The 26858-nt window shown below is 72.8% G+C and carries 20 protein-coding genes; 9 read left to right on the top strand and 11 right to left on the bottom strand.

The features are described from left to right. Positions 1 to 209 precede the first annotated feature (209 nt). Entirely contained in the window at positions 210 to 1040 is an 831-nt protein-coding gene (locus MXD95_RS20470; RefSeq protein ID WP_250642286.1) for a bifunctional 5,10-methylenetetrahydrofolate dehydrogenase/5,10-methenyltetrahydrofolate cyclohydrolase, read from the top strand. Positions 1041 to 1210: 170 nt separating this feature from the next. Here MXD95_RS20470 and MXD95_RS20465 read toward each other — a convergent pair whose 3' ends face one another. Then, positions 1211 to 2587, bottom strand: coding sequence for a GGDEF domain-containing protein (locus MXD95_RS20465; protein WP_250642285.1), 1377 nt, complete (start codon positions 2585 to 2587; stop codon positions 1211 to 1213). Positions 2588 to 3149: 562 nt separating this feature from the next. After that, positions 3150 to 4466, bottom strand: a complete 1317-nt coding sequence (gene bioA / locus MXD95_RS20460; RefSeq protein ID WP_374122090.1) for an adenosylmethionine--8-amino-7-oxononanoate transaminase — start codon at positions 4464 to 4466, stop codon at positions 3150 to 3152. A 172-nt stretch (positions 4467 to 4638) separates the two neighbouring features. Here bioA and MXD95_RS20455 point away from each other — a divergent pair, with 172 nt between their 5' ends. Further along, positions 4639 to 5508, top strand: coding sequence for a rhomboid family intramembrane serine protease (locus MXD95_RS20455; protein WP_250642284.1), 870 nt, complete (start codon positions 4639 to 4641; stop codon positions 5506 to 5508). A 184-nt stretch (positions 5509 to 5692) separates the two neighbouring features. Then, positions 5693 to 7021 (top strand): MFS transporter, encoded by a 1329-nt coding sequence (locus MXD95_RS20450; RefSeq protein WP_250642283.1) that lies wholly within the window; start codon positions 5693 to 5695, stop codon positions 7019 to 7021. A 98-nt stretch (positions 7022 to 7119) separates the two neighbouring features. Here the strand turns inward: MXD95_RS20450 and MXD95_RS20445 are convergent, their stop codons facing one another. Beyond that, on the bottom strand, positions 7120 to 8325 hold the full coding sequence (locus tag MXD95_RS20445; RefSeq protein ID WP_250642282.1) for a hypothetical protein: 1206 nt from the start codon (positions 8323 to 8325) through the stop codon (positions 7120 to 7122). 666 nt (positions 8326 to 8991) lie between these two features. On the opposite strand from MXD95_RS20445, the gene MXD95_RS20440 reads away from it, so the two are divergent. Then, positions 8992 to 9696: a response regulator gene (locus tag MXD95_RS20440; RefSeq protein WP_374122089.1), complete on the top strand. Its 705-nt coding sequence runs from the start codon at positions 8992 to 8994 to the stop codon at positions 9694 to 9696. A 76-nt stretch (positions 9697 to 9772) separates the two neighbouring features. On the opposite strand, the gene MXD95_RS20435 is transcribed toward MXD95_RS20440, so the two are convergent. Further along, positions 9773 to 11509: a sensor histidine kinase gene (locus MXD95_RS20435; RefSeq protein WP_374122092.1), complete on the bottom strand. Its 1737-nt coding sequence runs from the start codon at positions 11507 to 11509 to the stop codon at positions 9773 to 9775. 1227 nt (positions 11510 to 12736) lie between these two features. Here MXD95_RS20435 and MXD95_RS20430 point away from each other — a divergent pair. From MXD95_RS20430 to MXD95_RS20415, 4 genes are all read left to right on the top strand, one after another. After that, positions 12737 to 13399 (top strand): cysteine dioxygenase, encoded by a 663-nt coding sequence (locus MXD95_RS20430; protein WP_250642280.1) that lies wholly within the window; start codon positions 12737 to 12739, stop codon positions 13397 to 13399. A gap of 267 nt (positions 13400 to 13666) precedes the next feature. Continuing rightward, entirely contained in the window at positions 13667 to 14044 is a 378-nt protein-coding gene (locus MXD95_RS20425; RefSeq protein ID WP_250642292.1) for a rhodanese-like domain-containing protein, read from the top strand. 847 nt (positions 14045 to 14891) lie between these two features. Further along, positions 14892 to 15260 (top strand): WhiB family transcriptional regulator, encoded by a 369-nt coding sequence (locus MXD95_RS20420; protein ID WP_250642279.1) that lies wholly within the window; start codon positions 14892 to 14894, stop codon positions 15258 to 15260. Positions 15261 to 15739: 479 nt separating this feature from the next. After that, on the top strand, positions 15740 to 16282 hold the full coding sequence (locus MXD95_RS20415) for a SixA phosphatase family protein (protein WP_250642278.1): 543 nt from the start codon (positions 15740 to 15742) through the stop codon (positions 16280 to 16282). Between the two features lie 64 nt (positions 16283 to 16346). Here MXD95_RS20415 and MXD95_RS20410 read toward each other — a convergent pair whose 3' ends face one another. The 5 genes from MXD95_RS20410 to MXD95_RS20390 all read right to left on the bottom strand — a co-directional run bounded on the left by MXD95_RS20410 (position 16347) and on the right by MXD95_RS20390 (position 23362). Beyond that, the gene (locus MXD95_RS20410) at positions 16347 to 16538 is read right to left on the bottom strand and encodes a hypothetical protein (protein WP_250642277.1); all 192 of its coding nucleotides are present in this window, start codon (positions 16536 to 16538) and stop codon (positions 16347 to 16349) included. Between the two features lie 258 nt (positions 16539 to 16796). Next, positions 16797 to 18317: an alpha,alpha-trehalose-phosphate synthase (UDP-forming) gene (locus tag MXD95_RS20405; protein WP_250642276.1), complete on the bottom strand. Its 1521-nt coding sequence runs from the start codon at positions 18315 to 18317 to the stop codon at positions 16797 to 16799. Positions 18318 to 18591: 274 nt separating this feature from the next. Beyond that, positions 18592 to 18855, bottom strand: a complete 264-nt coding sequence (locus MXD95_RS20400; protein ID WP_250642275.1) for a hypothetical protein — start codon at positions 18853 to 18855, stop codon at positions 18592 to 18594. 6 nt (positions 18856 to 18861) lie between these two features. After that, positions 18862 to 20184: a hypothetical protein gene (locus MXD95_RS20395; protein ID WP_250642274.1), complete on the bottom strand. Its 1323-nt coding sequence runs from the start codon at positions 20182 to 20184 to the stop codon at positions 18862 to 18864. Positions 20185 to 20191: 7 nt separating this feature from the next. Next, positions 20192 to 23362, bottom strand: coding sequence for an FtsK/SpoIIIE domain-containing protein (locus MXD95_RS20390; RefSeq protein ID WP_250642273.1), 3171 nt, complete (start codon positions 23360 to 23362; stop codon positions 20192 to 20194). 870 nt (positions 23363 to 24232) lie between these two features. On the opposite strand from MXD95_RS20390, the gene MXD95_RS20385 reads away from it, so the two are divergent. Continuing rightward, a complete protein-coding gene (locus MXD95_RS20385) occupies positions 24233 to 24751 on the top strand; it encodes a phosphatase domain-containing protein (protein ID WP_250642291.1) in 519 nt (172 codons plus the stop codon). 62 nt (positions 24752 to 24813) lie between these two features. On the opposite strand, the gene MXD95_RS20380 is transcribed toward MXD95_RS20385, so the two are convergent. Both MXD95_RS20380 and MXD95_RS20375 read right to left on the bottom strand, forming a co-directional pair. Further along, on the bottom strand, positions 24814 to 25611 hold the full coding sequence (locus tag MXD95_RS20380; RefSeq protein ID WP_250642290.1) for an ABC transporter permease: 798 nt from the start codon (positions 25609 to 25611) through the stop codon (positions 24814 to 24816). Between the two features lie 89 nt (positions 25612 to 25700). Then, positions 25701 to 26816 (bottom strand): efflux ABC transporter ATPase subunit, DrrA-related, encoded by a 1116-nt coding sequence (locus MXD95_RS20375; RefSeq protein WP_250642272.1) that lies wholly within the window; start codon positions 26814 to 26816, stop codon positions 25701 to 25703. Positions 26817 to 26858 lie beyond the last annotated feature (42 nt).

The following is a 26858-nucleotide window of genomic DNA, read 5'->3' as shown; positions in this document are numbered from 1 at the left end:
CGGGAGGCATCCGGCGGTGTAGCGGCCAGGTAAGCGCGCCGTCACCGGGCGGTGTAGCGGCCCTCGCGGACCCGGGCCCCCCCCCCCCCGCCCGGGGGGCGCCAGGCCGCTGGTGCTGCCCCGCGGAGGGTACCCCGCTTCGGTTCCGGGGCGGCGTGGTCTTGTTACGGTCACGACCAGGATCCCCGCACTCGAGATCGGAGCGCCGCATGAGGTTGCTCGACGGGCGGTCGATGGCCGCCGAGATCGGCAGGTACGTCATCGACGAGGCCGACCGACTGATGGGCGCGGGCAAGACGCCGACGCTGGCGGTGGTCCTGCCGACAGCCGATCCCGCCGCCAGTTCCTACACCCACGTCCTCGAACGCACGGCGGGCAAGGTCGGGGTGCGCTGCGAGCCGCAGGTCCCGATCGGCGGGCCCTCCGCGCTGCTCGATGCCATCGACGCCCTGGCCGTGGACCCGCTCGTCGACGGCATCATCGTGCAGACGCCGCTGCCGGCCGGGATCAGCTCGCGGGAGGTCGGCGAGCACATTCCGGTCGAGAAGGACGTGGACGGGATGAACCCGGCGAGCCTCGGGCGGCTCGCGCTCGGCCTGCCCGGGTTCGCTCCGGCGACGGCCGCCGCCGTGGTGGAGATCCTCACCCGGGCCCGCATCCCGATGGCCGGGGCGCGGGCGTGCGTGATCGGCCGCGGGCCCGTCGTCGGCAAACCGGTGTCGCTCCTGCTGCTCGCCGAGGACGCGACCGTCACCATCTGCCATTCCCAGACGAAGGATCTCATCACCATCGCCCACGAGGCCGACATCATCGTGTCCGCCACCGGCCGGCCGCGGCTGGTGGGCGCCGGTTTCGTCCGTCCGGGCGCGACGGTCATCGACGTCGGAACCTCCGTCACCGACCGTGGTGAGATTGGCGACGTGGACGGCCCGGCGATCGCGGCGGTCGCCGGGGCGCTGACGCCGGTGCCCGGGGGTGTCGGCCCCGTCACCACGATGCTGCTTCTGCGCAACACGATCCACGCCGCCCACGACCACTAGCGCGCTGATCTGCACTTACCCAGAGCGACCACCCTTATGTCCGATTTGTCGGGTCTCCGTGGGGCGCAAGGGTTGCCGTGGTCGGAGTTGCCGGTTTTGTGTCCGATTTGCCCTACCAGAACGACCGCCAGCGACCCGCGACGATGATCGGGGTCGATGGTGAGTGACGCTCAGTGGGCGGCACTCAGGGGGTCGCTCAAGGGGTCGCCCAGGGGGTCGGCGAGCCGGACCCGGTTACGGCCGCCTGCCTTGGCCTGGTAGAGCGCGGTGTCTGCGCGGGAGAGCAACGTCGCCAGGTCGCCGGGTGGCCCCTGCTCGGTCGCGACGCCCACGGAAACGGTCACCGATAGTGGCGGGCGGCCGTCCAGCCGGCAGGAGGTGCCGGCGACCTGGCGGCGGATCCGCTCGGCGACGTCGAGTGGGCGTTCTGGCTCGTCCTGCGCGAGCAGGACGACGAACTCCTCGCCGCCGAAGCGCCCGACGAGGTCCCGCGGCCGGGTTGCGGCCCGCAGCGCGTCCGCGACGGCGAGCAGGATGAGGTCGCCGACGAGATGGCCGAAGCGGTCGTTGACCTGCTTGAAGTGGTCGATGTCGACGAGCAGCACAGACAGCGGCCGTCCGGTGCGTCGGGCCCGGTCGAGCTCACGTTGGGCGACCTGACGCCAGTAGGCGGGATTCGCCAGGCTGGTCTTCGCGTCGCAGCGGGCGGCGTGCAGCAGTTCGGTGTGCAGCAGGCTGCGTTGCAGCAGCAGCATCGGCGGGGTCACGGCCAGCATGAGGTACGGGCTGACCGTCCAGAGCACGGCGACGATGATCGCCGAGCAGGTCTCCGCCGCCCAGGTCGGCAGGGCCTCCGCCCGCTCCGCCGCGGGACCGGGGAAGGCGCCGGGGCGAGGGCCGGTCTCCCCCAGCCAGGCGCCCAGGCCGTCCTCGCGGCCTCGCCGGTACATCCCGAGACCGGCGAGGCCCACGAGCACCGGGTGGACGGCGACTGCCGCCAGAAACGCCATGGTGGCCACGCTCGAGCCGATCAGGCTGTCCACCGTGAACGGCCCGTCGCTCGGGCTGAGCAGCAGATGCACGCTGGAGGCGCAGAACCCGGCGATGCCCAGCGCCGCCGCGTGGAAGACCCGCAGGTGCGGCGGGCGGGCCGGCTCGCAACGCCCGGCCAGCCAGCACAGTGGCAGGCCGATCACGGTCGGGAACAACGGCGGCAGCAGCACCGCGACGGCCAGGGCCCAGCTGGCCAGCAGGTCGTGGCGCGGCGTATGGGCGACGGCGAGATCCACCCCCAGCCGGGCGGACAGGACGACCGCGACCGACCCGAGCCCGAGGAAGACCGCGAACGTCTCCACGTCCGCCCACCGTGGACGCGGACCGGCCGCGGCCACGCCGACCAGGATCAGCCAGCACACGGTGACCGCGACAATGCGGTGCATGACGGCCAGCGGGGCCCGCCACAGCATCCAGCCGCTCCCGACGAGCAGGCCCGCCCGCCAGCCGGCGGGCACGGGCAGGTCGGCGGCGACGCGGGGCTCGCGCCTCATCCGTGCCCGTCGCCGCAGGCCACAGCCCTGCCGCAGGCCACAGCCCTGCCGCGGAACACGGCCCGGCGGCGGAACACGGCCCGCGGGCCGCAGCAGACGAATGCGGAACGGCATTGGCGGACAGCCTTCCTCGTTCTGGTCCGCGACCGCGGTGCTCGGCCGGAACCTCCCGGCGAATCCAACCTCGTCGTTGCTACTCACAGTAAATCGCTGAGAACGAAGAGTACGAAGTCTGGTACACGATTCGCAACTGCCGCTAACGGCGGGCTTAGCGTGCCACCTCACCGTCCGGGTGGCATTTAGCCCGGCCACATCCCGGCCGCGCGTTCCAAAAAAGCCATCTGACCTGCGACGACGAATGCGACGCGGAAAATCCACCGACGCCGGGCGAAGCCGCGGCCGGGCCCGTTCGACGGTCAGGAGAGACCACACACGACACGCGGGGCAGACCGCCCGACCCCCGGATGTGATCACTTGGAGACCAGTCCTGGACCAGCCACGGACCAGGGCCTCCGGCCGCGTCGATCCGGCCGGCCCAGCGGCATCCTCCGCCGGCCAGGGCTCAGGTGGTACGCGCGACCGCCTCGACCATGGCCGCGGTCAGGGTCTCCAGGTCGTCCGGCGTCATGATGAACGGCGGCATCGTGTAGACCAGCCGGCCGAACGGCCGTACCCAGACCCCCAGATCTACCAGCAGCGGCTGGATCACCGTCATATCCACCGGTTCCCGCGTCTCGATGACGCCGATGGCACCGAGCACCCGCACGTCGGCGACGCCCGCGAGTGCCGCGGCGGGGGCCAGCCCGGTGCGCAGGCCCGAGGCGATCCGGGCGACCCGTTCCTGCCAGGGCGAGGCCAGCAGGAGCTCGACGCTGGCGTTCGCGATCGCACAGGCCAGCGGGTTGCCCATGAACGTCGGGCCGTGCATGAACGCCCCGGCCGGGGACGCGGCCACGCCACCGGCGACCTCCTCGGTGCACAGTGTGGCGGCCAGGGACAGGTAGCCGCCGGTCAACGCCTTGCCGACGCACATGATGTCGGGGCTGATCCCCGCATGGTCACAGCCGAACAGTGCACCGGATCGTCCGAATCCGACGGCGATCTCGTCGGCGATGAGCAGCACCTCGTACCGGTCGCACAGCGCGCGCACCCGGGCGAGCCAGTCGGGCGCGTAGAAACGCATCGCCCCGGCGCCCTGCACCACGGGCTCGAGGATGACGGCTGCGACCTCGTCCGCGTGCTCGGCCAGCAGGCGCTCGAACCGCGCGATGTGCTCGTCCTCGCACGGCTCGTCGAAAGCGCAGCCCGGCGCCGGGGCGAACAGGTGCTGGGGCAGCAACTGGCTGAACAGATGGTGCATCCCCGCGTCCGGGTCGCAGACCGACATGGCGCCGGAGGTGTCGCCGTGGTAGCCGCGGCGGATCGTCAGCAGCCGCGTGCGCCGCGGGCGTCCACGTCCCGTCCAGTACTGCAGGGCCATCTTGATGGCCACCTCGACGGCGACCGACCCCGAGTCGCACAGGAACACCCGCCGCAGCGGATCCGGGGTGATCGCCACCAGGGTCTCGGCGAGCCGGACCGCCGGCTCGTGGGTCAGCCCCCCGAACATCACGTGCGACATGGACGCGAGCTGCGTGCGAGCGGCCTCGTCGAGCACGGGATGGCGGTAGCCATGGATCGCCGCCCACCAGGACGACATCCCGTCGATCAGCTCACGTCCGTCGGCCAGTCGCAGCCGCACCCCGCTGGCCGCCTCGACGGCGAACAGCGGCGCCGCGGCCGGCGGGGCGTACGGATGCCAGAGCACCCGCCGGTCCCGGGCCAGCAGGTCCGCGACGGCCAGCGAGCCAGGCCCGGTACCGGACAACTGTGGGTTCACCCGTCCACTGTGGCGCATCCTTCGTCTGGACGGCGATGCGACCGCGGCGGCGCCCAGGCCGCGGGGTTCCGCTCCGGCGGGCCCGGACTTTCCGTCGACCAGCCAGCGTCGCGCGCAGGTCGGCGGGGTGCCCGGGCGTCGCCACGGTCGGCGGGCGCGGCAGGATGTCACTGTGGTCATCCCGATTCACGACATCAACCCGCTGAGCCGACGACCCGTGATCACCTGGCTGCTGATCGCCGCCAATGTCGTGATCTTCGTTTTCCTCGAGCCCGTCGTCAGTTCGGTGGCCGGGATCAACACCTCGACGCCACAGAACGCCTGCGAGCAGCAGCGGTTCTTTCAGGAATGGGGCGCGATCCCGACGGAGCTCGTGCACAACTCGCCGCTGCCCCAGGTGAACTCGGGGCACATCGGCGTGGACACCGCCGGGCAGGCCGGCTGCTTCGCCGAACGCCCGCCGAGTTTTCACAAGATACCGGTGCTGTCGGTACTGACCGCGATGTTCCTGCACGGAAGCTGGCTGCACCTGATCGGCAACATGCTGTTCCTTGGGGTCTTCGGCAACAACCTCGAGGATCGGATGGGAAGGCTTGTCTACCTGCTGTTCTATCTGGTCTGCGGCTACGCGGCGACCTACGGGTACGCGCTGTTCGAAAGCAGCTCGACCGGCACCATGATCGGCGCGTCCGGAGCCGTCGCCGGGGTGCTGGGCGCCTATCTGGTGCTTTTCCCACGGGCCCGCGTCATCGGCCTCGTCTCCATTCTGTTCTTCCTGCCGTTCTGGCTGCCCGCCTGGATTGTGCTCGGATTCTGGTTCGCGCTGCAGTACGTGTACTTCACCGGTTTCGGCGTGGCCGACGGCGGTGGAGTCGCCTATGGCGCGCATGTGGTCGGATTCATCGTCGGGGCGCTGCTGGTCGCGCCGTTCATCCGAGCGCTACGGGCCGCTGGTCCCGGGATCCCGCCAGCCGTCCCGCAACACCGGTGGATCCGCGGGACCGGCCAGGCGTCGAACGCCCGACACCGGCGCGGTTACTGAAAATCGTGGTCTCCGAACGCGTCGCACACCACCGCACGTAGACAGTCCTCGACGGCGCCGGTCGCTCACGCACAGTGCGGGTGATCCGCGCATATTTCGCTGGTACCTGACGGGACGGCCAGGCAGGCTGGGGCGGGCCGGTCACCATCTGCCCGTTGGGCCCGACCAGTCCGCGGGAGGCGCCGTGCGCTCGGAGGACACCGCCGTCGCCCCGGGCCCGGAACACGGCCCGGAAGGCACCGAAAGCGTTCCGGACGGCACCGAAAGCGTTCCGGGCACACCGGGCGCCGGCTTCGGCTACCGGCGCCTCCTGCTGACTCCGGGCGCGGCCCGGTTCATCCTCCCGGCCTTCGTCGGCCGGCTGCCCCTGGCGATGCACGCCATGGGCACGGTGCTGTTCATCCAGGCGAGAACCGGGTCGTATGCCGTCGGCGGCGGGGTCGCCGCCTGCGGTGCGATCAGCGAGGCGGTGTGCGCTCCCGCCGTGGGCCGCGCGCTGGACCAGCACGGTCAGGCCCGCGTGCTGCTGCTCGGCGTCTGCGGCCACCTGCTGGGGGTGGCGGGACTGCTGAGCGCGGTGTGGTCGGGCGCGCCCCGACCGACCTGGTTCGCCGCCGCCGTCGTCGCCGGAGCCAGTCTTCCGCCGGTCGGCAGCTGCGCCCGCGCGCGCTGGAGTCGGCTGCTTGCCGGCTCCGCGCTGCTGCCGACGGCGTTCGCGCTGGAGGCGGCCCTCGACGAACTGGTGTTCATCCTCGGACCGACCTTCGCGACGGCGCTGGTCGCCGTGGTCGCGCCGTACAGCGCCCTGCTGGTCTCCGCGTCGCTGCTGGTCGTCGGCGCGCTGGGGCTCGCCCTGCAGCGCGGCACCGACCCCGGCCCACATCCGCCCAGCGCCGCGCCGCGGCAACGGATCCTGCGGCTACCGGCCGTCCGCGTACTGATGGCCATCGTGTTCGCGATCGGCGTCGGGTTCGGCGGATTCGACGTCTCGATGGTCGCATTTGCCCGTGAGCGGAATCTGGCCGCGTTCGGTGGGCTGTTACTCGGCCTGTTCGCGTCCGGCTCCGCGGCCTCCGGGCTGATCAGCGGAGCCCGCGCCGGGCGCCGGGCGCCACGGGAACGGCTGCTGCGCGCGGCGATGCTGCTCCCTGTCGGTTTCGCGCTGCCCCTGGCCGGCGTGACGATCGCGGCGATGGTTCCCCTGGCGATACTCGCCGGTGCCACCGCCGCCCCCACCATGATCAGTGCGAACGCGACGATGGAGCGGCTGGTCGATGCCCGCTCACGCACCGAGGGCTTCGCCTGGCTGATCATGGCGATTGCCAGCGGCGTCGCCGTCGGGTCGCCACTGGCCGGGGAACTGATCGACTCCGGGGGCGCCCGCCGCGGCCTCGTCGTGCCCGCCGCCGCGGGCCTGGCCGCCGGCCTCGCGGCCCTGCTCGGACGCCACCGCCTCCAGCCGCCCTCGCCAGGTCTTCGGCCGCAGCCGCCTCCCCCACCGGCTGCGCAGTAGCCGCCAGCACCACGGCGGGGCCGGCGGCGGGTTCCCTGCGGAGCCAGCGCCGCCGATCCCAGCGTCGCAGACCGGTGGTTACGGCGAGTCCCGGCCGATCAGGAACCAGCGTCGCCGGTCGGCGCCACGTCGCCCGCCGGCTCCTCGCTGGAGCTGTCCGCGGCCGGTGCCGCCGCGGTGACCTCGGCCGGCCGACGACGGCCGAGCAGTCCGCGCCGGGGACGCGGACGCAGCTCGCCGTCGCCACGGCGCTTGCGATTCGCCCTGCGGCCTTCGCCGCCCGCCGCCTCAATCTCCTCCGCCGCGGCCGGCGCAGCCTTCTTCTCCTCGGCCTGCAGAGGCTCGACCCCCTCCGCTTCGGCCTGCTCCGCTTCGGCCTGCGCCTGGTGCGCGATCCCCTCCGCCGCGGATGGCTCGCGCGCGCCGTCCGCACTGGCGGCCTCGCCACCGACCGGCTCGGCGTCGACGGCTTCGGCGCTGACCGGCTCGGCGTCTTCGGCGGAGTTCCGCGCGTCGCCATCCGTGGCTGGGACGAGATCGCCCGCGGCATCGGCCGCGCCGTCCGTAGCCGGGGTGATCTCACCCGCTGCCGGGGCGACGTCGCCCGTGGCCGACGCGCTGGCCGCCGGCCCGTCCACCGATGTCGTCCGCGAGGCAGTGCCCTCGGCGGCGCCGTGCGCGGGAAGGCCCTCGGTCCCGACCTCCTCGACGACATCCGTGCCGGGATCCGCGACGACATCCGCACCCTCAGTCGTCACCGCGGCCTCGGCCGTACCCTCACCGTCAGCCTCCTCGACCGCGGCCAGTCCCTCGACCGGAGCCGGCGACTCGACCGGAGCCTCGACCACCGGCGGGGTCACGGCGGGCGATTCCGACCCGGCGGACGCCTCGACAGCGGCGGACGTGATCTCCGGGTCGGGCGATGCGACGGCGACGGGGGACGCCGACTCCGGCTCCGGCTCCGGCTCACTCTCGCCGGCGCCCCGCGAGACGCCGTTGGACTCCTTCGCAAGGGTGGCCGTGTCCGGCTGGGACGCCACGTCATCCGGCTGGGACGCCACGTCGAGCGCGATCGTGCGCCAGCCCTCCCGCACGTCGGTGACGACGAGGCCGGCGGAGACCAGGCTCTCGCGGAAGTGCACCAGCAGGTCGTAGGACATCGCCAGGTCCGGGCCGGGCACATCGCTCGCGGCGACCGCGGCCGAGACCCGGTAGGTGGTCACCGCACCGGCCGCCACGGAACCGCTCAGCGTCCACGACCGGTCCGCCGGCCCCGCCGCGGCCGCGGTCCGCGCGGCCAGCAACGTGGCGATCCTCGCCTCTGTCGGCACGGGGGCGGGGGTTTCCGCCTCGGTCGTCCTCGGCGTCGGGCTGTCGCTTCTACCCCATCGCACGGGCGCACGTCCTCTCGTCACATGATCACTTCGCCACCCAACAACGCCGGCCGGTCCGACCCGTCCGCTCCGAGGTTCCCCGGTCGGGAACCCGGCGCCGCGAGACCTCGGCGGCGCACGCACCGGCACCGCATACGCTGCGGCACTTCGGTGCTGTGGCCGGGACGCGCGCCCGTGACCGGGCAACCCTGCGCGAGCCGGGCACCCGGACGACCCGACCGGCGGCGGGGGGCGACAACCTGCATTGTTGCGGACGGACCTGGCGCGTTCCGCATCGGGGTGTGTTTGGACACAGTGACGACATATGCACGCAAAGCGGGCGGATCGGCGGACATGATGGGCGTGCACCCGAGGCACGGGCGGGCAACGCGGCGAGCGTGACGGCCCGCCACAGTCAGCAGATCATCACCATCTCGGGTACCACACACAGCGCTGTCAGATGAGGATCCAGTCACGTCGCAGGTCGGCACCATCCCCAACCGGCCCCTCGCCGGCCTTTGCGGGTAATATTCTGCTTGCCGAACGTGACGTGCAGCGATGTCCTTCTTACGACGGCGAGGTCGGGCGGAGTCAACAGTGTCAGACGAACTGGCGGACGGGGCCGTCGGTAGCGGCGCGGCGACCCCAGGGCCGTCCGGCGTAGCCAGCGGGGCCATCCGGGTCTTCCTACTTGACGACCATGAGGTGGTCCGTCGCGGTCTGCGGGATCTCCTCACCGAGGAGGACGACGTCGAGGTGGTCGGCGAGGCCGGTCAGGTCGATCAGGCCGCCGAGCAGATCCTCGCCCTGCGGCCGAACGTGGCGGTGCTCGACGCGCGGCTGGAGGACGGCAGCGGCATCGAGGTCTGTCGGCAGGTGCGCTCGGCCGACCCTGGCATCGCCTGCCTGATCCTGACCTCCTTCGACGACGAGGAGGCGCTGTTCACCGCCATCATGGCGGGGGCCGCCGGCTACGTCCTCAAACAGATCCGCGGCAACGCGCTGGTCGACGCGGTACGCCAGGTCGCCGCCGGCAAGTCGCTGCTCGACCCGGCGGTCACCCCGCGGGTGCTGGTGCGCCTGCGCGAGGGGCCCGCCGAGGACGAGCGCCTCGCCGGCCTCACCGACCAGGAACGGCGCATTCTGCGGCTGATCGCCGAGGGCCTGACGAACCGGCAGATCGCCAGCCGGATGTACCTGGCCGAGAAGACGGTGAAGAACTACGTCTCCAGCATGCTGGCCAAGCTCGGGCTGGAGAGCCGCACTCAGGCCGCCGTCTTCGCCACCCGCCTGAACAACTAGCGGCTCGGCGAGCCGCCGGCCGGCTGATGCCCGGCCGGCGGCCCCGTGAACGAGCCGGTCAGGGCAGGCCGGGTCGTCAGGGCCGGCGCAGACCATCGGGCGGGGTGAAGACCCGCAGCGCCTCCGGCGGAGTGATCAGCGGCACCTGCCAGCTGACGGTCGTGCCGATGCCGTTCTCGCCAGGGCCGAATGCCATCCGCCCGCCAAGGTCAACCGCGCGGCGGCGCAGATTCGTCAGTCCGCTGCTGCGGGAGGCACCGCCCGGGCCACATCCGTCGTCGCGGACCTCGACCAGAACGTCGACGCTGGTGACCCGCAGCAGGACATCGATCCGGGTGGCCCGGGCATGCCGGGCGATGTTCGACAACGCCTCGCGCAGCGCGGCGAGCATGTGCGGGCGGATAGCCGGTGGGACCCGTCGGTCGATCGGGCCATCCACCCGGATGCGCGGGATGATGTCGAGCGCCCGCTCGGTCTGGGCGAGGATCCCGCGGATCTCCGCGGCGAGGTCCTCACCGTCCGCCCCCGCCGAGGTCAACGAGAAGATCGTCTGTCGGATGTCGGCGATCGTCTGGTCAAGCTCGTCCGCGGCCAGATGCAGCCGACCGGCGACCTGCCCGCCGCTCATCCGGGCCATGCCCTGCATCTGCAGGCCGGTGGCGAACAGACGCTGGATCACCACGTCGTGCAGGTCCCGGGCGATCCGATCACGTTCCTCGAACACGGCGAGCCGCTCGCGATCCCGGTGGATGCGGCCGAATTCCAGGGACAGGGCCGCCTGGCCAGCGAACGCCGCGGCCATCTCCAGGTCCAGCCCGTTGAAGCCGGCGGATGACCCCTCGGTGCCCAGCAACAGCACGCCCAGCGCCCGCCCCGCCGCCATCAGCGGCACCACCATCCCGACCTCGGCCGGCGGATCGGCGAACTCCGGGCCGAACAGGGTGCCGCCGGGCGTATCCGGCCCGGCGAGCGCGGCCCGTCCCGTGCGCATCGCGTCGAGGAGCCGGTCGTTGCCGCGCAGCACCCTCCGGCGCAGCCGTTCCGCGCCCGTCCCGTCGACGACCTCGACGACGAGGTTGCCCTCCTCACTGTCCGGCACCAGCACCGCGGCCAGCCGGGCGGCGGTCACCTGCCGGGCGCGGCGCGCCACCAGCGCCAGCGCCTCCAACGGATCGGCGACCGAGAGCAGCGCCGTGGTGATCTCGGCGCTGGCGTGCAGCCAGGCCTGACGGCGTCGCGCCGCCTCGTACAGCCGCGCGTTCTCGATGGCGAACCCGACCGCCGCGGCCAGCGCGCAGGCCAGGCTCTCGTCCTCGCGGGTGAACTCGCCGCCCCCCCGCTTGGCCCCGAGGAACAGCGTGCCGAACGCCGACCCACGCACCATGATCGGCACATTGAGGAACGTGTCGAACCGGGGATGGCCCGGCGGGAAACCGACCGCCGCCGGATGACGTGCGACGTCCGCGACGCGCAGCGGCCGCGGATCCCGCAGGCTCTCGCCGATCAGGCCGCGCCCGAGCGGGAGCCGGCCGATCCGCTCCGGCACGGCGTCGCCGAACCCGACATGGAACAGATCGGTGATCTCCCCGGCCTCACCGATCACCCCCAGCGCGCCGTAGGCGGCGTCGACGAGGCTCGCCGCGGCCTCGGCGATGCGGCGCAACGTAACCGGCAGGCTGAGTTCCTGGGCGACCCCGACCACGGCGTCCAGCAGGCCCTGCATCCGCGACTGCACGGCCGTGACCTCGTCGACCTGGGCGGACAACCGCTCGCGCAACTCCGCAATATGGTCGGGCCTGGCCACGGACGGCATCTCGCTCATCCGCGGCGCCCGCCGCTCGAGGGCCGGCGCCGTCCCTCACGGGCCTGCGGCCAGGTCCGGCCCACACGGTTGTTCCGCCCGGGCCGAGAGCGCTCGCCGCGGCCCGGCGACACGCCGCGGCACGGGTGGGTCATCCTGGCCGTTCCCTCCCCGCTACCCGCCACTGCCCGCCGCCGCCTGCCACCCACCACTCCGCCTGATGGGCGGGAGGGCAGTCCACCGGAGGCGGGTTGACTCCCTCTCGGAGGATATCCACCAGGATCATCCGGCGGGAACACCATCGCGCGCATCAGCCCCGCCGCGGCCGTGCAGCCCCGCGGCCGATGGCCGGTGGCCGGTGGTGCATGGTGCCCCTGCCGTCACCGTCAGCCCCGATCGTCACGCCCAGCGAGCCCTCTCCCCCACCGCCGCGCGTGACGACGGATCGGGCCCCGGAAAACCTCCGACATCCCGCTCCTCAGCAGCGCCACCACCCCCGAAAGCCATCACGGACAGAGCGGTGTGCCAGGTGGCCGCCACGCCGGTCGCGCCGCGCCACGCCCCCCGGACGGTCCGTCGGGACGTTCCGTTCGCGGCCGGGCCGTCGTACAGTGTGGGCATGGCAGCGATGCGTCTCCTTCTGCACCGCGATCGCGTGACGGACCTCGGTCGTTCGGTCAGCGCGGCCTGTACCAGGCGGGGCTGAGTCGCGGTTCGTGGCCTGCCGGCCGCCAGACGTCGCACGGCGTCTGGTCGGCCCGGGACGCGGCCCGCACGACATCTGACCCGCGCGGCGGACGACCCGCTCCACGACCGAGGCGCCTGACGGCGCGATCGCATCCGACGGACATGTCCATGCGGATCGCCACCGTCACCAGTGTGCTCCTGGTGCCAGGAGGCGCCAGGAGGCGCCACGCCGCGCCAGTGCCGCGCCGGTCGCGCCGCCGAGCAGGAACCACACCGGCTCCCCTCCCGACCTCCGGATTCCCCCGGCCCTGACCCACGCCCGCCCAGGACCGCCCGGCGTCCAACCACGCCCCAGGTCAGGCGCGGCTGCTGGACGACGGGCTCGCCGTCTCGGCCAGACGCTCCCCGGTCTGCGCTGAACCTGTCCACGCCGAGCGCGCGGTGCCCGATCGCTCGGCCGGACGGGACGTGTGGGGCCATCCGCGAGAGTGTCGACGCCGTCGATGACCATCGCCGCGGGCCGGCTGCCGGCCCGTACCTCCTGGAGATCCTGTGCCTCTGTTGCATCCGGCGCTGCTCGCTGAACCGGCGCTGCTCACCGATCTGGCGTCGCTCACCGAGCCGGCGCTGCCCACCGGGCCGGCGCCTGTGCCGCCCGTGCCGCAGCAGTGCCTCAGCGACGAGCCGGGCCAGGTCGATCTGAGGACGCTGCGCACGCTCACCGCGGCGCTGGCGGCCCACCCGCAGGTGTGGCGACCGGTGATCCGCCATCGAGCGGACCGTCGTTGGTACACCCGGCTGCTGCTGTCCGCGACCGTGGAGGTCTGGCTGATCGGCTGGTGCCCGGGGCAGCAGACCGAGATCCACGACCACGGCGGAGCGCTGGGTGCGCTGACGGTGGTCGAGGGCCAGGTGGAGGAGGACCGTTTTGACCGTGCCTGGTCACTGACCGGGGTGCGGGCGCACCGTCCCGGGGCAAGTGTCGGCTTCGGCATCCGCCATGTGCACCGCGTCGCGAACCGGAGCACCCACCTGGCCACCACGATCCACGCCTACTCCCCGCCCGAGTTGCCCCTGCGTTACAGCCCCACCGATTCTGGCGCGGCCGGCACGACGCCCGTCGCCACGGCGCCCGACCAGGTGGCGCCCACGTACACGCCGGCCGGCGTCACGCTGCCGGCGACCCGGCCCGGCGGCGCGCTGGTGACCCGATAGCCCCACGATCATCACTGCGGGCGGGATGGACGGGGTACATCCGATGCGCCAGGGAAATGGCCCGCCGACGCGGCCGGGCTGAGCGGAGCAACGGAGAGGGACCGTGCGGTGGGGATCGGCGAGGTAGGCAAGGGGAACGGTCCGGGTCAGCCCCATGGTGTCGGTGGATCGGACGCGCCCGGTACCGAAGCCGGCACGCATCGGCCGACCGGGATCGGGGAAGGTGGCGAGCCGCCCGGCTCGGGCGGCGGCGCTCGGATCGACGCGATGCTCGCGGCGGCCCGCGCGCGGCTTCGCCGGCTCGAACCCACTGACGCCGCGCGGGAACTGGCCGACGACGACCGCAGCGTACTCGTCGACATCCGACCGGCCGCACAGCGCGCCGAGGAGGGCGAGATTCCCGGTGCGCTGATCGTCGAGCGCAATGTGCTGGAGTGGCGGTTCGACCCGACCAGCGACGCCCGGCTGCCGATCGCGACCGGAGATGATCTCCGGGTGATCGTGATCTGTTCGGAGGGCTACACGTCCAGTCTGGCGGCGGACGCGCTTCGTCAGCTGGGCCTGACCCGGGCCACTGACGTGATCGGTGGTTACCATGCGTGGTCGGCCGCCGGCCTGCCCGTGCGCCGCGGCCGGCCGTCCTGACCACGGCGACCGCCCATCCCTCTGGCACCCGACCGCGGCGCCGGCCCAGCCCAGCCCAGCCCTCGAAATCGTTCGCCACACCCGGCCCACCGCCTCGGCGCTACCCCGAACGGGGCTTCACGCACTTGCGCCAACAAAGGCATTGAATGTGGCTCTAAACACATTTTCGATCGCATCGGGGCCCGAAAGGGCCGACGGGGCTGAGTTTCGCCGTCCCGACATCTGCCCGCAACCGGACCGTAGGCCCGCCGGAACCCTGATCGTAGGCCCCCACGCGGGGAGTCCCCCTCCCCCTGTCCGGCACCTGACATCGATCTTGATCCGGGCTGTTTCCGCTGCCCAACAGCGGGTCTGAACGCCGGCTCAGCAAAAAATCTGACGGTTGCACAGCCACATCGACGTAACACCTCACGAGCGCCGCGGGCCGGGCCGACCGCCTCGCGAGGCTCCGCGCCGCCGCTCTCGAACGCTCTCGAACGACCGTCGACCGCTCCGGACGTTCGCGTTCCGGAACCCTTGCTATCCGGTCGAGAGACGTCTACGTTCCTCGGTTAACGAGGCGAGACGGGATCGTTTCCACGCCAAGCAGCCCCCGGTTCACCGGGAAACAGGCAGCCGCGTCGGAATCCACCCCACAGCTCCGCGGTGTATCTCGCCTCACCGAGGTTGACCTGCCGGTCTGGAGTGTCGCGCGACGCCGGACGTGGTGGTCCGCAAAGCATGTGTCCGCCTTTGCAACGTCAGCAGGAGTCGGTATGCCCAGTCAGCTCAGTGTGCTAACTACACGCACCGCCACCGCTCACAGCATTCGCTCGTCCGCGTGCCTCGTCCGCTGCGGTGGTGCACGATGAGCGCCGGCGTACCGGTCCTGCCCGGACGTGACCTGCCGCCGCAGCCCTTCGGGGCGGGCTGGCCCGCCTACTGGCGCCAGGACGCCGCCTGCAGTGACGGCGACCCCGACGCCTTCTTCCCGCCCGACGGCCGCAACACGAAGGCCCGGGCCGCTGCCGAGTCCCGCGCTCGCAAGATCTGCTCCGACTGCCCGGTGCAGCGCCCCTGCCTCGCCACCGCGATCTTCAGGCAGGAGGAGCACGGCGTCTGGGGCGGCCTGACCTCGGACGAGCGGGCCTCCGTCGTTCCTCGCGGCCGGCTCAGCGCGGACGACGCGCTGGCGTTCGCCGACCGCCTGCTCCTGTCGACCTCCGTCGCGAGCTGATCGCACCCGCGGACACCTGGACGTCCTGGACACCGCCCTCCCGCCTGCGCGGTGTCGCGACCCGCACGACCATGCACCGGACGGCCCGTCGTAGGGGCAGCACAGTCACCCCTGCGGCGGGCCGTTCGCCGTCAGGAACCAGGCACCCTCACGATCAGACACCCGGGCCCGGGCCCGGACACGGACCGGGCACGCCGCCGTCGCAGAGCCTCGATGGCCACCCCGAGTGCCCACACGCGGCGCTCAGAGCCATTGACGGGTGCGGCCCGCTTTGGGCAGGCTAGCCACGTCAGTGGCTGCCACCGCCCGGCGGCACACGCCACGACGGGTACGGCCCGGGCGGACTGGTGGTCGCCGGCCCTTGCGGGTCGGTACGGGCACACGCCGGTCGGATCCGGCTCGGCATAATCGGCGCAGGCGGGAAACGGCGGTGACACGGCGGTGTACGGGGCACACGCGGCCTGCGGCTGGGCACGGTAATGGGCGCGCACAAGCTCCTGCTGCTGCGGCACGCGAAGTCGGACTGGGCTGACGGCGAAACCCCCGACATCGAGCGGCCCCTGTCCGCTTCCGGTCGGCGGGCGTGCGCCCTCGTCGCGCGCCATCTCGCGCAGGGCGGGCTGGCGCCGGACCTCATCCTGTGCTCGGCGGCACTGCGCACCCGGCAGACCGTCGAGGGCATCGCCGACGCGCTTCCCGCGGGTGTGCCCGTCCTCGTCGAGGACCGCCTCTACCTGGCCGAGGCGCAGGCCCTGCTCGACCGGCTGCGCGACGTGGACGACGGGGTCCCGACCGTGCTTCTCGTCGGGCACAACCCCGGCATCCACACCCTCGCGGTGGCATTGCTCCTGCCCGAGGATCGCCCGCGGATCCCGACCTACCCGACCGCCGCGCTCGCCGTGCAGGACCTGGCCGTGACCCGCTGGACCGACCTGGGCCAGGGCACGACCCGGCTGACCTCGTTCGTTACTCCCCGCGCGCTGCGCGCCCCCGGCGACGCCCCGACCCCCCGGGCCGAGTGACGCCACGCGGGCCCCGACGCGCCGAGCGCCGAAGCCCAGGCGCACACCGACGACGAGCGTCGTCCTAGTAGGCCTGCTCCATGATGCGCGAGGCCAAGGCGATGGCGGCGCCGGCGACCAGCAGCACGGCGGTCACGATCCACAGCGGGGTGGACGCGAGCGGAAGCGCCACCGCCCCGACCACGAAACCCACGATGATCAGAAACACCGCGAGCCACGAACCCGTGTTCGCCTTGTGGTGACCGGTCTCGCTCACGTTCGACTCCCGTCCCTTCCGCCGCTGCCCGCCGACCGTCCGCCGACCGGCGGTACGTCCCGGCGCGCCTCGTTCCCGATGCGAGACTACCCGCGAACCAGGTCCCCGGGCCCGGGATGCTCGCCACCCCACGCGGTCCGTCCGGCCCCTCCAGGGGGGCCATCCAGGCCGGACGCGCGGCCAGTTGCCCCGCCGTCATGGCCATGCGGTCGCGGTCCACACGTTTCGGTCGGCGGATTCTGGCCCGCGGGTGGTGGTTTAGAGAAAGCCGGCGATGCTGCGCAGGTCGGCGAGCTGGTCGTCGAGCCAACGGTGCACGTCGTGGGTGCGGACCTGGTCGGCGGCGGCGGCGAGGCGACGGTGGCGTTCCTCCATCGGCATGGTCAGTGCCGTGTACAGGGCGTCGGCCATCTGCTGGACGTCGAAGGGCTGCAACGTCACGCAGTGTTCTCCGAGTTCCTCGTGTGCCCCGGCCATCTCGGACAGGGCCAGCACGCCGCCCCGGCGGTTGACGACGGCGACCTCCTTGGCAACCAGGTTCATCCCGTCGGCGATCGCGTTGACGATCAGCACGTCGCAGATGGAGTAGGCGGCCACGGCCAGCGGGAAGTCCTCGACCATGCGCAGGTCGATCGGCTGGCGGCCCTCCTTGGTGTGCCGGGCGTTGATCTCGGCGACGACACCGCCGATAAGCGCGATGTAGTCGGCGTACTCGGGCACGTCGGTGCGGCTGGGCTGCAGCAGCGCGAGGAAGCTGACCCGGCCGACCAGCTCGGGATGCTGGTCGAGCAGCGTGCCGAAGGCGAGGAAGCCGCGAACCACGTTCTTGCTCGGGTCGGTGCGGTCGACGCGAAGGATCAGCTGCCGATCCTCGTCGAGGAACAGGTAGCGCAGCATGGCGACGTGTGCGGCGACCTCCTCGGAGGCCTGGGTGGCATCCAGCGCCGCCGGGTCCACCGAGATCGGGTAGTAGCGAGCCCGGATCACCCGATCGCCGACCGTGACGGTCAGCTGCTCGAGGTCGGCGGGCAGGCCCAGCAGCTCCGCCGCGCACAGCACGAAGTTGCGCGCGTAGCGGCGGGTGTGGAAGCCGACGACGTCACTGCCGAGCAGGCCGCGCATCAGCCGCTCCCGGATGTTCTCGGGCAGGATGCGCCACTCGTCCGGACCGGGCCAGGGGATGTGGATGAAATGGGTGAGCACCACATCGGGGCACTGCTCGCGGACCCAGTCGGCGACCAGGTAGAAGTGGTAGTCGTGCAGCAGGACGAGCGCCTTGCCGCCGCGAGACCGCACCTCGCTGACGACGGCGTCGGCATAGGCGCGGTTGACCGCCGCGTAGCCGTTCTCGAACGCCTCGTGCTCGGCGCGAGTGAGCACCGGGGACAGCGACCGGCCGTACAGGCCATGCTGGATGAACCACAGGATCGGGTTGGACCAGACACTGTAGAAGTCGGCGTAGGCCGCCGGGTCGGTGACGACCAGACGCACCCGGATCGCCGGGCCGTCGGGCTCGCCGTCGACGAGATGGGGCTGGGGATGGGTCTGGACGAGGATGGAGCTGTCAGGGTTCTCCGCCGCGACGGCGGCGTCCTCCTCGCTGGCGGCGCCGCACACCCACACCGCGTCGTCGAGGTGTTCGGCGAGCCCGGACAGGGCGGAGACGAGTCCGCCGGCGCCCCGGCCGACAGTGCGACCGGCGGCGTCCCGGTCGAAACTGACGGGACCGCGGTTGGACAGGAGCACGAGTGGCAGGTCGAGGGGGTTGAAGTCCGACACGGCGGATGCAGCCTCCTGGTCACGGGCGGTACTCGGGTGTCCCGGAGCCCGGGCCGGCGCCTTCGCCCGGGCGCACAGGGACAATCCGGACTGTAGTGAGCCCCGGATCCGGATGCACCGCGTCGCGGGACCCCCGGACCGTTGTTACCCAGACCTTCACCTGGTAACTGTCACTCGATCGACCCAGATCGCACCGTGACGATCATCACGCCGAAAACATCCGAAATCCACCAACCGTGATCAATGAAAACACCGACGGTAAGCAGATCACCATCTAAAGCCCGTCCCGGTAGTCCCGCACCTCCTGAACAGCGGAGCCCAGGGACGCCAGCGACATCTGCAGTGTGTCACGTGTCTCCACGAGCGCACTGGTCAGTTGTTCGACGGCACGGTGCTCGCTGCCGTCGGTCGCCGCGATCACCATCGCCTGCGCCTCCTCAAGCATGCCCAGCGCACCCTCGAGCTGGCCCGCGACCTCCTCGGTCCGCCGGAACGCCTCGTCGAGCTGCGCCTTGACGTCGGCGATCGTGCCTGACACCCGTCCTCATCCCTTCCTGGAAACACCGGCCCGCGGGCCGGCCGTCGGCTGCTGCTCGGCCGGCGCGCCCAAGCCCAGCCCGAACCGGGCCGCGGCGGCGAGGGCGACGAGCGACCCGGCCACGGCCACGGCGCCGGTGGGCGCCAGCTGGAACGTCGCGAGTATCGCCACCGCGGCGCAGCCCGCGCCGAGCACGCCCGCGCGCGCCAGCACCTTCGCCCCGACCTCCACCCCGGCGGCGGCGGCCACCAGGCCGGTCGCGACGAGAGCGGCACCGACGAGGCAGGGCAGGCCGGGGGCGTGGGCGAACACCCGCAGCAGTCCGATGACGCAGAGGCTGAGCAGGCTTGCCAGCGCGGTCATCAGCCCCGCCGACGCGGACGCGGCACCCTTGGTGACGGCCCGCAGCTCCGCGGCCTTGCTCATGGCGTCCAGGCAGAGCTCGTAGGCCTCCCGCGGCGCCGTGCGCGGGTCGACCGGGCCGTCCTGCCCGGCGACCATCCCGCCGGCGACCCCCCGGCGGCGACGCGTCCGATCGCCTCGCGGCCCATCCGGCCCCCCGCCGGCCTCCGGCTGTGCCCGCCCCGCGCGGGCCAGTGGCCGGCCAGCCCGGCGGCGCCCGACGGCTGCACCGGAGCGCCCTGGCCGGCCCGCGCCGCCGCGTGCCGCCCCGCCCGCGGGCCCAGACGCGCCCCCCTTCGTGAGAGCGACCCGTCCTGATGACCCCGACGACCCGGGCCCGGCAGCGCTCTCGGTGGGGCGCAGCTGGTCGAGGTCGGTCAGCCCGTACTGGGCCAGCGGCTCGGCGACCTGCGCCCACACGCCCTCCACCCGCGAGCGGATGTCCGCGGCCGCCGCCCGGCTGCGCCGGGCCTGCGCCCGGCTGCCCTGGCGCCGGTGATGCGCATCGCGGCCCGCGCGCGCGCGGGCGACGTCGGAGGCGCCGAGCAGGTCGCGGTAGCGCAACGCGGCCCGCAGCGGATCCTCCGCATCGGGCTCGGCCGGCGTCTGAGGCCGGACGTCGAGGCCAGGCACCTGCCCGGAAACAGGACTGGGACCGGGCGCGGCCGGGTCGGAGGGGAGTTCGGGCGGGGAACCCGCCGATGGCCAGGAACCCGCGATCGACCACATCCGCGCCGGGTCCCGCGCCTCGGTACCAGCCACCATCCCGCTCGCCTTCTCCCCCGAGCCGAAGTCCTGCCCCGGCCCGCCGCCGAGTGCCGGCGCGATGTCCACCCGCGGGCGCCAGCCACCGAACGGCGCCGCCGACGGGGGCACGGAACCGTCCGGCGACGCTGCCGCACCCGTCGGGTCATCCTGACCGATCATCGCCTGCCTACCCTCGGACCAACGGGGTGAACGGCACCACTGTGCGCGGTTCGGACTGGGTGTGCCGGTCAAACAGGACGGCCCGGTTGGGCATCGTCCCGCCGGCGACCGGACGGTGGCCGGCGAGGGCGAACAGTTCGCTGCCCGGCACGCCGACCGCGGCCCACGCCGCGATGTCGTCCCGGTTGACCGGCCCGAGATCCTCCGACATCCGCGACACCCCCCGCCACCAGCCGATCAGATGGACGCGTTGGGCAGGCCCGCGGCGGGTCAACGTACGCAGGTCCTCCAGGCCCGTACGCCGGGTCGCCTCGTCCCGGGCCTCGAGACCGGCCCGGCCGGCGTCCATCGCGAAGACCACCACGAGCCGCAGGGCCGGCGTGGAGGTCACGGTGCCGGCGAGCGCCGCGTCCTCGCGTGCCCGGGTCTCCCCGGCCGCGGCGGCGAGCACCCCGCGCAGCCCGGTGACGTCGGTGACCCGCGCCGGATGCCCGGCGCGGCGGATCCGCTCGGCGAGGACCTCCGCGGCTCCCCGCGCGGTCGGCTCGGCCGCGACGATCTCCACGATCAGACCACCGGGTCCGACCTGGGCGGCCACACTCGCGGCGGCCGCCTGCACGATGCCCATGGCCTCCCGGCGCAGCGGCCCGAGCACGGCCAGATGCCGGCCGGGCGACGCGGCGAAGCGCACGCCGACCGCCGCGGGCGCCAGGTCCACCGGCACGCCGACCAGGGCCAGCGGATCCCCTCCCGTCGTCGGACCGCCAACGGCGCCCGCACTGCGTCCCGCCGCCATCCTCGGCGCGGAGCCGGGGCCGGTCCCGACGGCGAACCCGGCCCGGCCAGCTCCATCACCGTCGAGGGGCCCGGCCACGCGGTCCAGGCCAGCGAAGGTGCCGATGTCCGTGCCTTTGGCGGGGACGAGACCTTCGGCGCCGACACCGGCAACGTCAACGCCGGCAACGTCAACGCCGGCGACATCGAGGCCGGCGACGTCAAGGCTCGCGGCGGCGGCACTGTCGGCGGCGGCTCCGATGCCGATGCGGTCGACAGCGAGCGGCGCGGGGTGGCCGTCGAGTGCCCGGTACACGGCGTTGTCGTCCAGCAGCGCGGGCGCGTGCCCGACGAACACCCGCGGCGGGCGTGCCCCGGGCAGGCTGCGGGCGGTGGCGGCCGACAGCCGGTCCCGCAGGACCGCGATCGCCGCGGCGTCGGGGAAGGCGACCCGCACGTGCTCGTTGCCCGCCGGGTGCCCGTTGCGCCGGTTCACGATCGCCTCGCCGACACCGGCCAGCGCCCCCGCGGCCTCGTTGGCCGTGGACAGCAGCACCCGCGACTCCGAGATCGACGTCCGCAGTGCCACCCGCAGCGCGAACTGCCCGAAGATCGAGCCGCGCTTGCCGGCCGTGGAGTCGAGCGCGTCGATGCCGGACAGCGTCTGGCTGGCCAGCAGCAGATGGATGCCGTAGGCGCGACCCTGGCGGGCGAGGACCTCCAGGTGCGCGACCGCCTCGCGGGCGATCTCGTCCAACGGTGTGAGCATCACCTGGAACTCGTCGACGACGATGATGATCCGCGGCCAGGCCGACGAACGGTCACCGGCGCGCAGGCCGCGCAGATCCCTGGCACCGACCGCGCGCATCGCCACCGAACGGCGGCGCATCTGCTCCCGCACCGCGCGCAGCACGGCGACGCCGAACTCGCGGTCGCTCTCGATGCCGACGGTGTCGGCGTGCGGGAGGAAGAACGGGTCGACGGGGCCCGTGGCGAACTGGGCGAACTCCAGCCCTTCCTTGAAGTCGAGCAGGTGGAACCGGACCTGTTCGGGCGAGTAGCGGGCGGCAATGCCGTAGACGACGTCGAGCAGCAGCGTTGACTTTCCCGCCCCGGCCTGGCCACCGACGAGAGCGTGCACGGTGTCGTCGTCGAAGGTCAGCGCCACCGGCCCGTCGACGCCCCGCGCGACGGCGACGCTGACTCCGGCGGAGCTGTCGGACTCCCACAGCACGGTCGGGAGCAGCTCGGTGATGCCGGGCGGGCGGGCGGCATGCTGGCGGGCCGCGTCAGCGATCTGGTTGCTCACATGGGTGACGAGTGCGGTCGGCGGCGGCTCGTCGAGCTCCACGGGGAGCTGGCCGGTCAGCGAGGTGCGCCACTGCCCGGGCCGCGCCTCCCGCCAGTGCCCACGGTGGGTGAGCAGGTCGACGGAGGTGAACACCACCGCGTTCGGCAGCGGTGGGGCCACCGGATCGGTCTCCTCGTCGAAGCCGAGGTCGGCGACGTCCGGGTCGGGCGGCGCGGCGTGGTCGTCGTCGAGGTCGAAACCACCCTCGCCCGGTTGGGGCGTGGGCATCGGGACGATGGAGATCACGCTGACGCCGCAGGCCGGCCCCTGCGCGGCGATCGCCGCCAGCGAGCGGCCGCCCTCCTCGTAGAGCTGCGGCTCGCCCAGCAGCACGAGCACCTGCCAGGGCTCGGGCCGACCATGGCCGGCGTCCTCCCGGTCACGCAGAGAATCGAACTGGCCGCCGAGCCGCTCGACGGTGATCCGTCCCACCTCGTCGGAGAGCCGGGACAGCCGCTCCTCGAGCCGGGCGCGCGTGGTGATCGTCGCCTCGACGACTCCGGCGGCCCGCAGCGGCGCGAGGCCGGCGAGGCCGGCACCGAGCTCGTGCGGATCGTAGACGATCACCCTGACCCGACCGGCCGGCACCTCGGCCAGGATCCGGGCCAGCAGACCTCGGACGAGATCCACCGCGGCGCCGCGGCGCGCCCGGGAGATCTCGATCCGCAGGTTGCGGGCGTCGAGAAGGGGCACGGCCAGCGGCAGGCTCGTCGCCGTCGCCCCGGCACCGACCACGACCCGACCGACCCGCCACAGCCCCGGCCGGTAGCGCGCCGGGCCCGCGCCCAGTGGGGCCCGCTGCCAGTCAGGCGCGGACCAGGACAGTCCGGCGAAGCCACGGGCCTGCGACCGTATGATTCCGCGAGCCTGGGCGATCTCGGCGTCGATGTCCAGCGGATCGACCGGCCCGCCCGCCGCGTCCGCCGCGCCGGGACCGCCGCCGCGTTCGAGCTCGTCCGCCTGCGCCTCCAGGCGGTCGGCGAGCGCCAGCGCGGCACCGAGCGAGGACTGGATCCCGGCCACGAGCGTGCGCGCCCGCCGGGTACCCGACATGTCCCCAACCTCCCCTCACCCCACCGACGACAGGCTGACCTGCCATCAGATGATTCGTCACCCAGTAGTGAACAGATAGCCACGAACGGTCACGACCATGGCCGATCATGCCCGCAGGCGCCCCCGGGACACCCACACCAACGGACGAACCACGACCAACGGACACCCTGACCACGGACGCCGCTCCCACCGACGCCCACGACGATGACACCGACGACCATGACACGTTCAAGAGTGCAAACATCCCAGAACGCGTCCGGACCAGCCGAACCGCCATGCTCGGCCTGGTCGATCAGCACCACCCGGCCCGACCAGAACCACCTCGCCGGACGGGCCCACCGCGCCGTGCGAGACCCACCCTGCCGGACTGAACCCACCCTGCCGGACCAGACCCACCCTGCCGGATCGTGACGACGATGTGCCTGCCACGGTGCCCGATCGGGTCGGCGCCGGAATGTGGCCACCGGACGGCGGCGGTCACCGCCCCGGCCACGCTAACGACCGCCCGGCTCCGAAGTGCCGGATCCAGCACGGATCACATGACCAGGACCATCCATGGACGACGCCTGGACCACACGGATCCCCACGCTCACGCCCACACCGGCCGACGGCGTAGGGCGGGAGGGCCGTGTGGGCGACCCGACACGACATTGAGGCATCGCCCACCCGGCGCCGGACGCGGGACGATGCCATGGTCACGGCCAGCCCCCCGCATCGACCGATCCGTCGACGAACCACGACGCAACATCACACCTTTGGGGGAGTGTCCCGTCCCGCCCTGAAAGGTGCGATGGTCAGGACGACGCGAGGGAGGAGAGCCTGGTGACGGACGCGGCGGACGAGGCGGGCGGGTCGGACGCAACGGGCCGTCTGGAGACGGATGGCGTCGGGGCAGGGGCGCCACCCGCGCAGCGATGGCCACTCGCGGTCATCGATGTGGACGGGGTGGTGGCGGACGTGCGTCACCGCCTGCGGTTCCTGCGGGCAAGCCCGGGTGACTGGGAGGCGTTCTTCGCCGCGGCCCCGGCCGACCCGCCGCTCACCGAGGGTGTGGAGCTGGTATGTCAGCTGGCGCGTGATCACGAGGTGGTGTGGCTGACCGGCCGGCCGGAGCGTTCCCGGGCGGACACCGCGCGCTGGCTGCGTGACCAGGGTCTGCCGCTGGGCGAGCTGCGGATGCGGCCGGACGACGACCGGCGCCCGGCCCGGGTGTTCAAGCGGGCGGAGCTGCGCAGACTGGGCGCCAGGCGCCAGGTCGCGGTCGTGGTGGACGACGACCCGGCGGTGGTGGATCTGCTGCGCGCCGACGGCTGGCCGGTGCTGCGCGCCGAGTGGCTCGCCTACGAGTCGACGCTCGGCAACGCCCAGGAATCGCAGGGCCGTACCTGACCTGCCCGCCGTGACCCGATCGACCAGCACCGAGACGGTCGCGCACACCGGGTCAGGTCGGGTCAGGTCGAGGCGGTCCGGCGGTACACCCGCACCGCGAGCGGCACGAACACCACCAGCAGACCCGCGCACCAGGCCAGGGACTGCACCAGCGACGAGGCGATCGGGCCGCCGAGCAGGCAGGCGCGGACGGTGTCGATGGTCACCGACACGGGCTGGTGGCGAGCGAAAGCCTGCAGCCAGCCCGGCATCGTGGCCACGGGGGCGAACGCCGAGCTCGCGAAGACCAGCGGAAAGACCCAGATGAACCCGCTGGACTGGGCGGCCTCGGCGGTGCGGACCGACAGGCCGATCACCGCGGAGATCCAGGAGAAGGCGTAGGCGAACAGCAGCATCACGCCGAACCCGAGCAGCGCCGCGGGAACGGTCGTGTCCCCGAAGCGGAAGCCCACGGCCATGCCCACCAGCAGCATGATCACCACGATGAGGGCGTTGCGCAGCAGGTCGGACAAAGTGCGGCCGGTCAGCAGCGCCGAGCGGGACATCGGCAGGGAGCGGAACCGGTCGATCAGCCCGCGCTGGCGATCCTCGGCCAGGCCGATACCGGTGATCATGGCACCGAAGACCACGGTCTGCATGAACACGCCGGGCATCAGGAAGTTCACGTACTTGACCCCGGGAACGTTGATCGCCCCGCCGAAGACATAGGTGAACAGCAGCACGAACATCACTGGCTGGATCATCGCGAAGACGAGAAGCTCCGGCACCCGCCACGTGAGAAGCAGGTTGCGCCGCGCCATCACCCAGGCGTCGACGACCTCGCCGACGAGCCGCCCACGCCGCACCGGCACGAGCGCCACCGGGCCATCGGGCCACGGCGAGCCGCCCGGAGCCGACGAGCTGTCCGACTTCGTCCGCCCGCCCGGCACCACCGTCGTTTCCACCGTGCTCACGCCTTCACCACCGACACGTCGTCCCGGCTCGCACCGGAGAGGTCCGCCTGGCTCGCGGCGCCGGCCGTGCCCTGTTCCGCGGGTCCATCACCGCCGGACCCGGCCCCACCGGAATCGTCGCCGCCGGACCCGTCGCTGTCGGACCCGTCGCTGTCGGACCCGGAGCTCGCCCGGTGACCGGTCATGCTGAGGAAGACATCGTCGAGCGAGGGTCGGTGCAGCGCCACGTCCTCGAGGGTGACCCCGGCCGCGTCCAGCGCGCGCACCACTTCCGAGAGCACGCTTGCACCCGCTACCGGCACGCTCACCCGACGGGCCGCGGCCTCCACACTGACCGGGCCGGTACCGAACCGGGCAAGCACGTCACGGGCCGCGTCGACCTCGCCTGGCTCGCCCTCGGCGAGAACGAGGTCGAGCCGGCTGCCGCCGGTACGCGCCTTCAGTTCGTCCACGGTGCCCTCGGCGATCACTCGGCCGCCGTCGATCACGGAGATGCGATGGGCGAGACGGTCGGCCTCCTCCAGGTACTGGGTGGTGAGCAGCACCGTGGTGCCCTCGCCGACCAACTCCTCCACGACCCGCCACATGGCGGCCCGGCTGCGCGGGTCGAGCCCCGTGGTCGGCTCGTCCAGGAAGAGCACCGGCGGATTGATGATGAGGCTCGCGGCCAGATCGAGCCGGCGGCGCATACCGCCCGAGTAGGTGCGGGCCTGACGGCCCGCGGCGTCGGCGAGGTCGAAGCGCTCGAGCAGCTCGTGGGCCCGGGCCCGGGCGACCCGGGTACGCAGCCGGTAGAGTCGGCCGAACATCTCCAGGTTCTCCAGGCCCGTGAGCCGGTCGTCGATCGCCGCGTACTGCCCGGTCAGGCCGATGCGGGCACGCAGCTCGTCCGCCTGACGGACCACATCGAACCCGAGAACCCGCGCCCGGCCGCCATCGGGAGGCAGCAGGGTGGTGAGGATGCGCACCGCCGTGGTCTTGCCAGCGCCATTGGGGCCCAGGACGCCGTGCACGGTGCCCGGAGCGACCCGCAGATCCAGCCCGGCCAGCGCCCGCTTGCCCCGGAAGCTCTTCTGGAGGTCCTCCGCGAGTAGCGCGGGTTCGTCTGCCATGCCCAGGACGGTACGGCACACCTCCGACAGAATCCGAGGCAC

Source organism: Frankia sp. AiPa1, from assembly GCF_023243075.1.
Lineage (GTDB): Bacteria > Actinomycetota > Actinomycetes > Frankiales > Frankiaceae > Frankia.
This window is presented reverse-complemented; position numbering and strand designations above follow the sequence as displayed.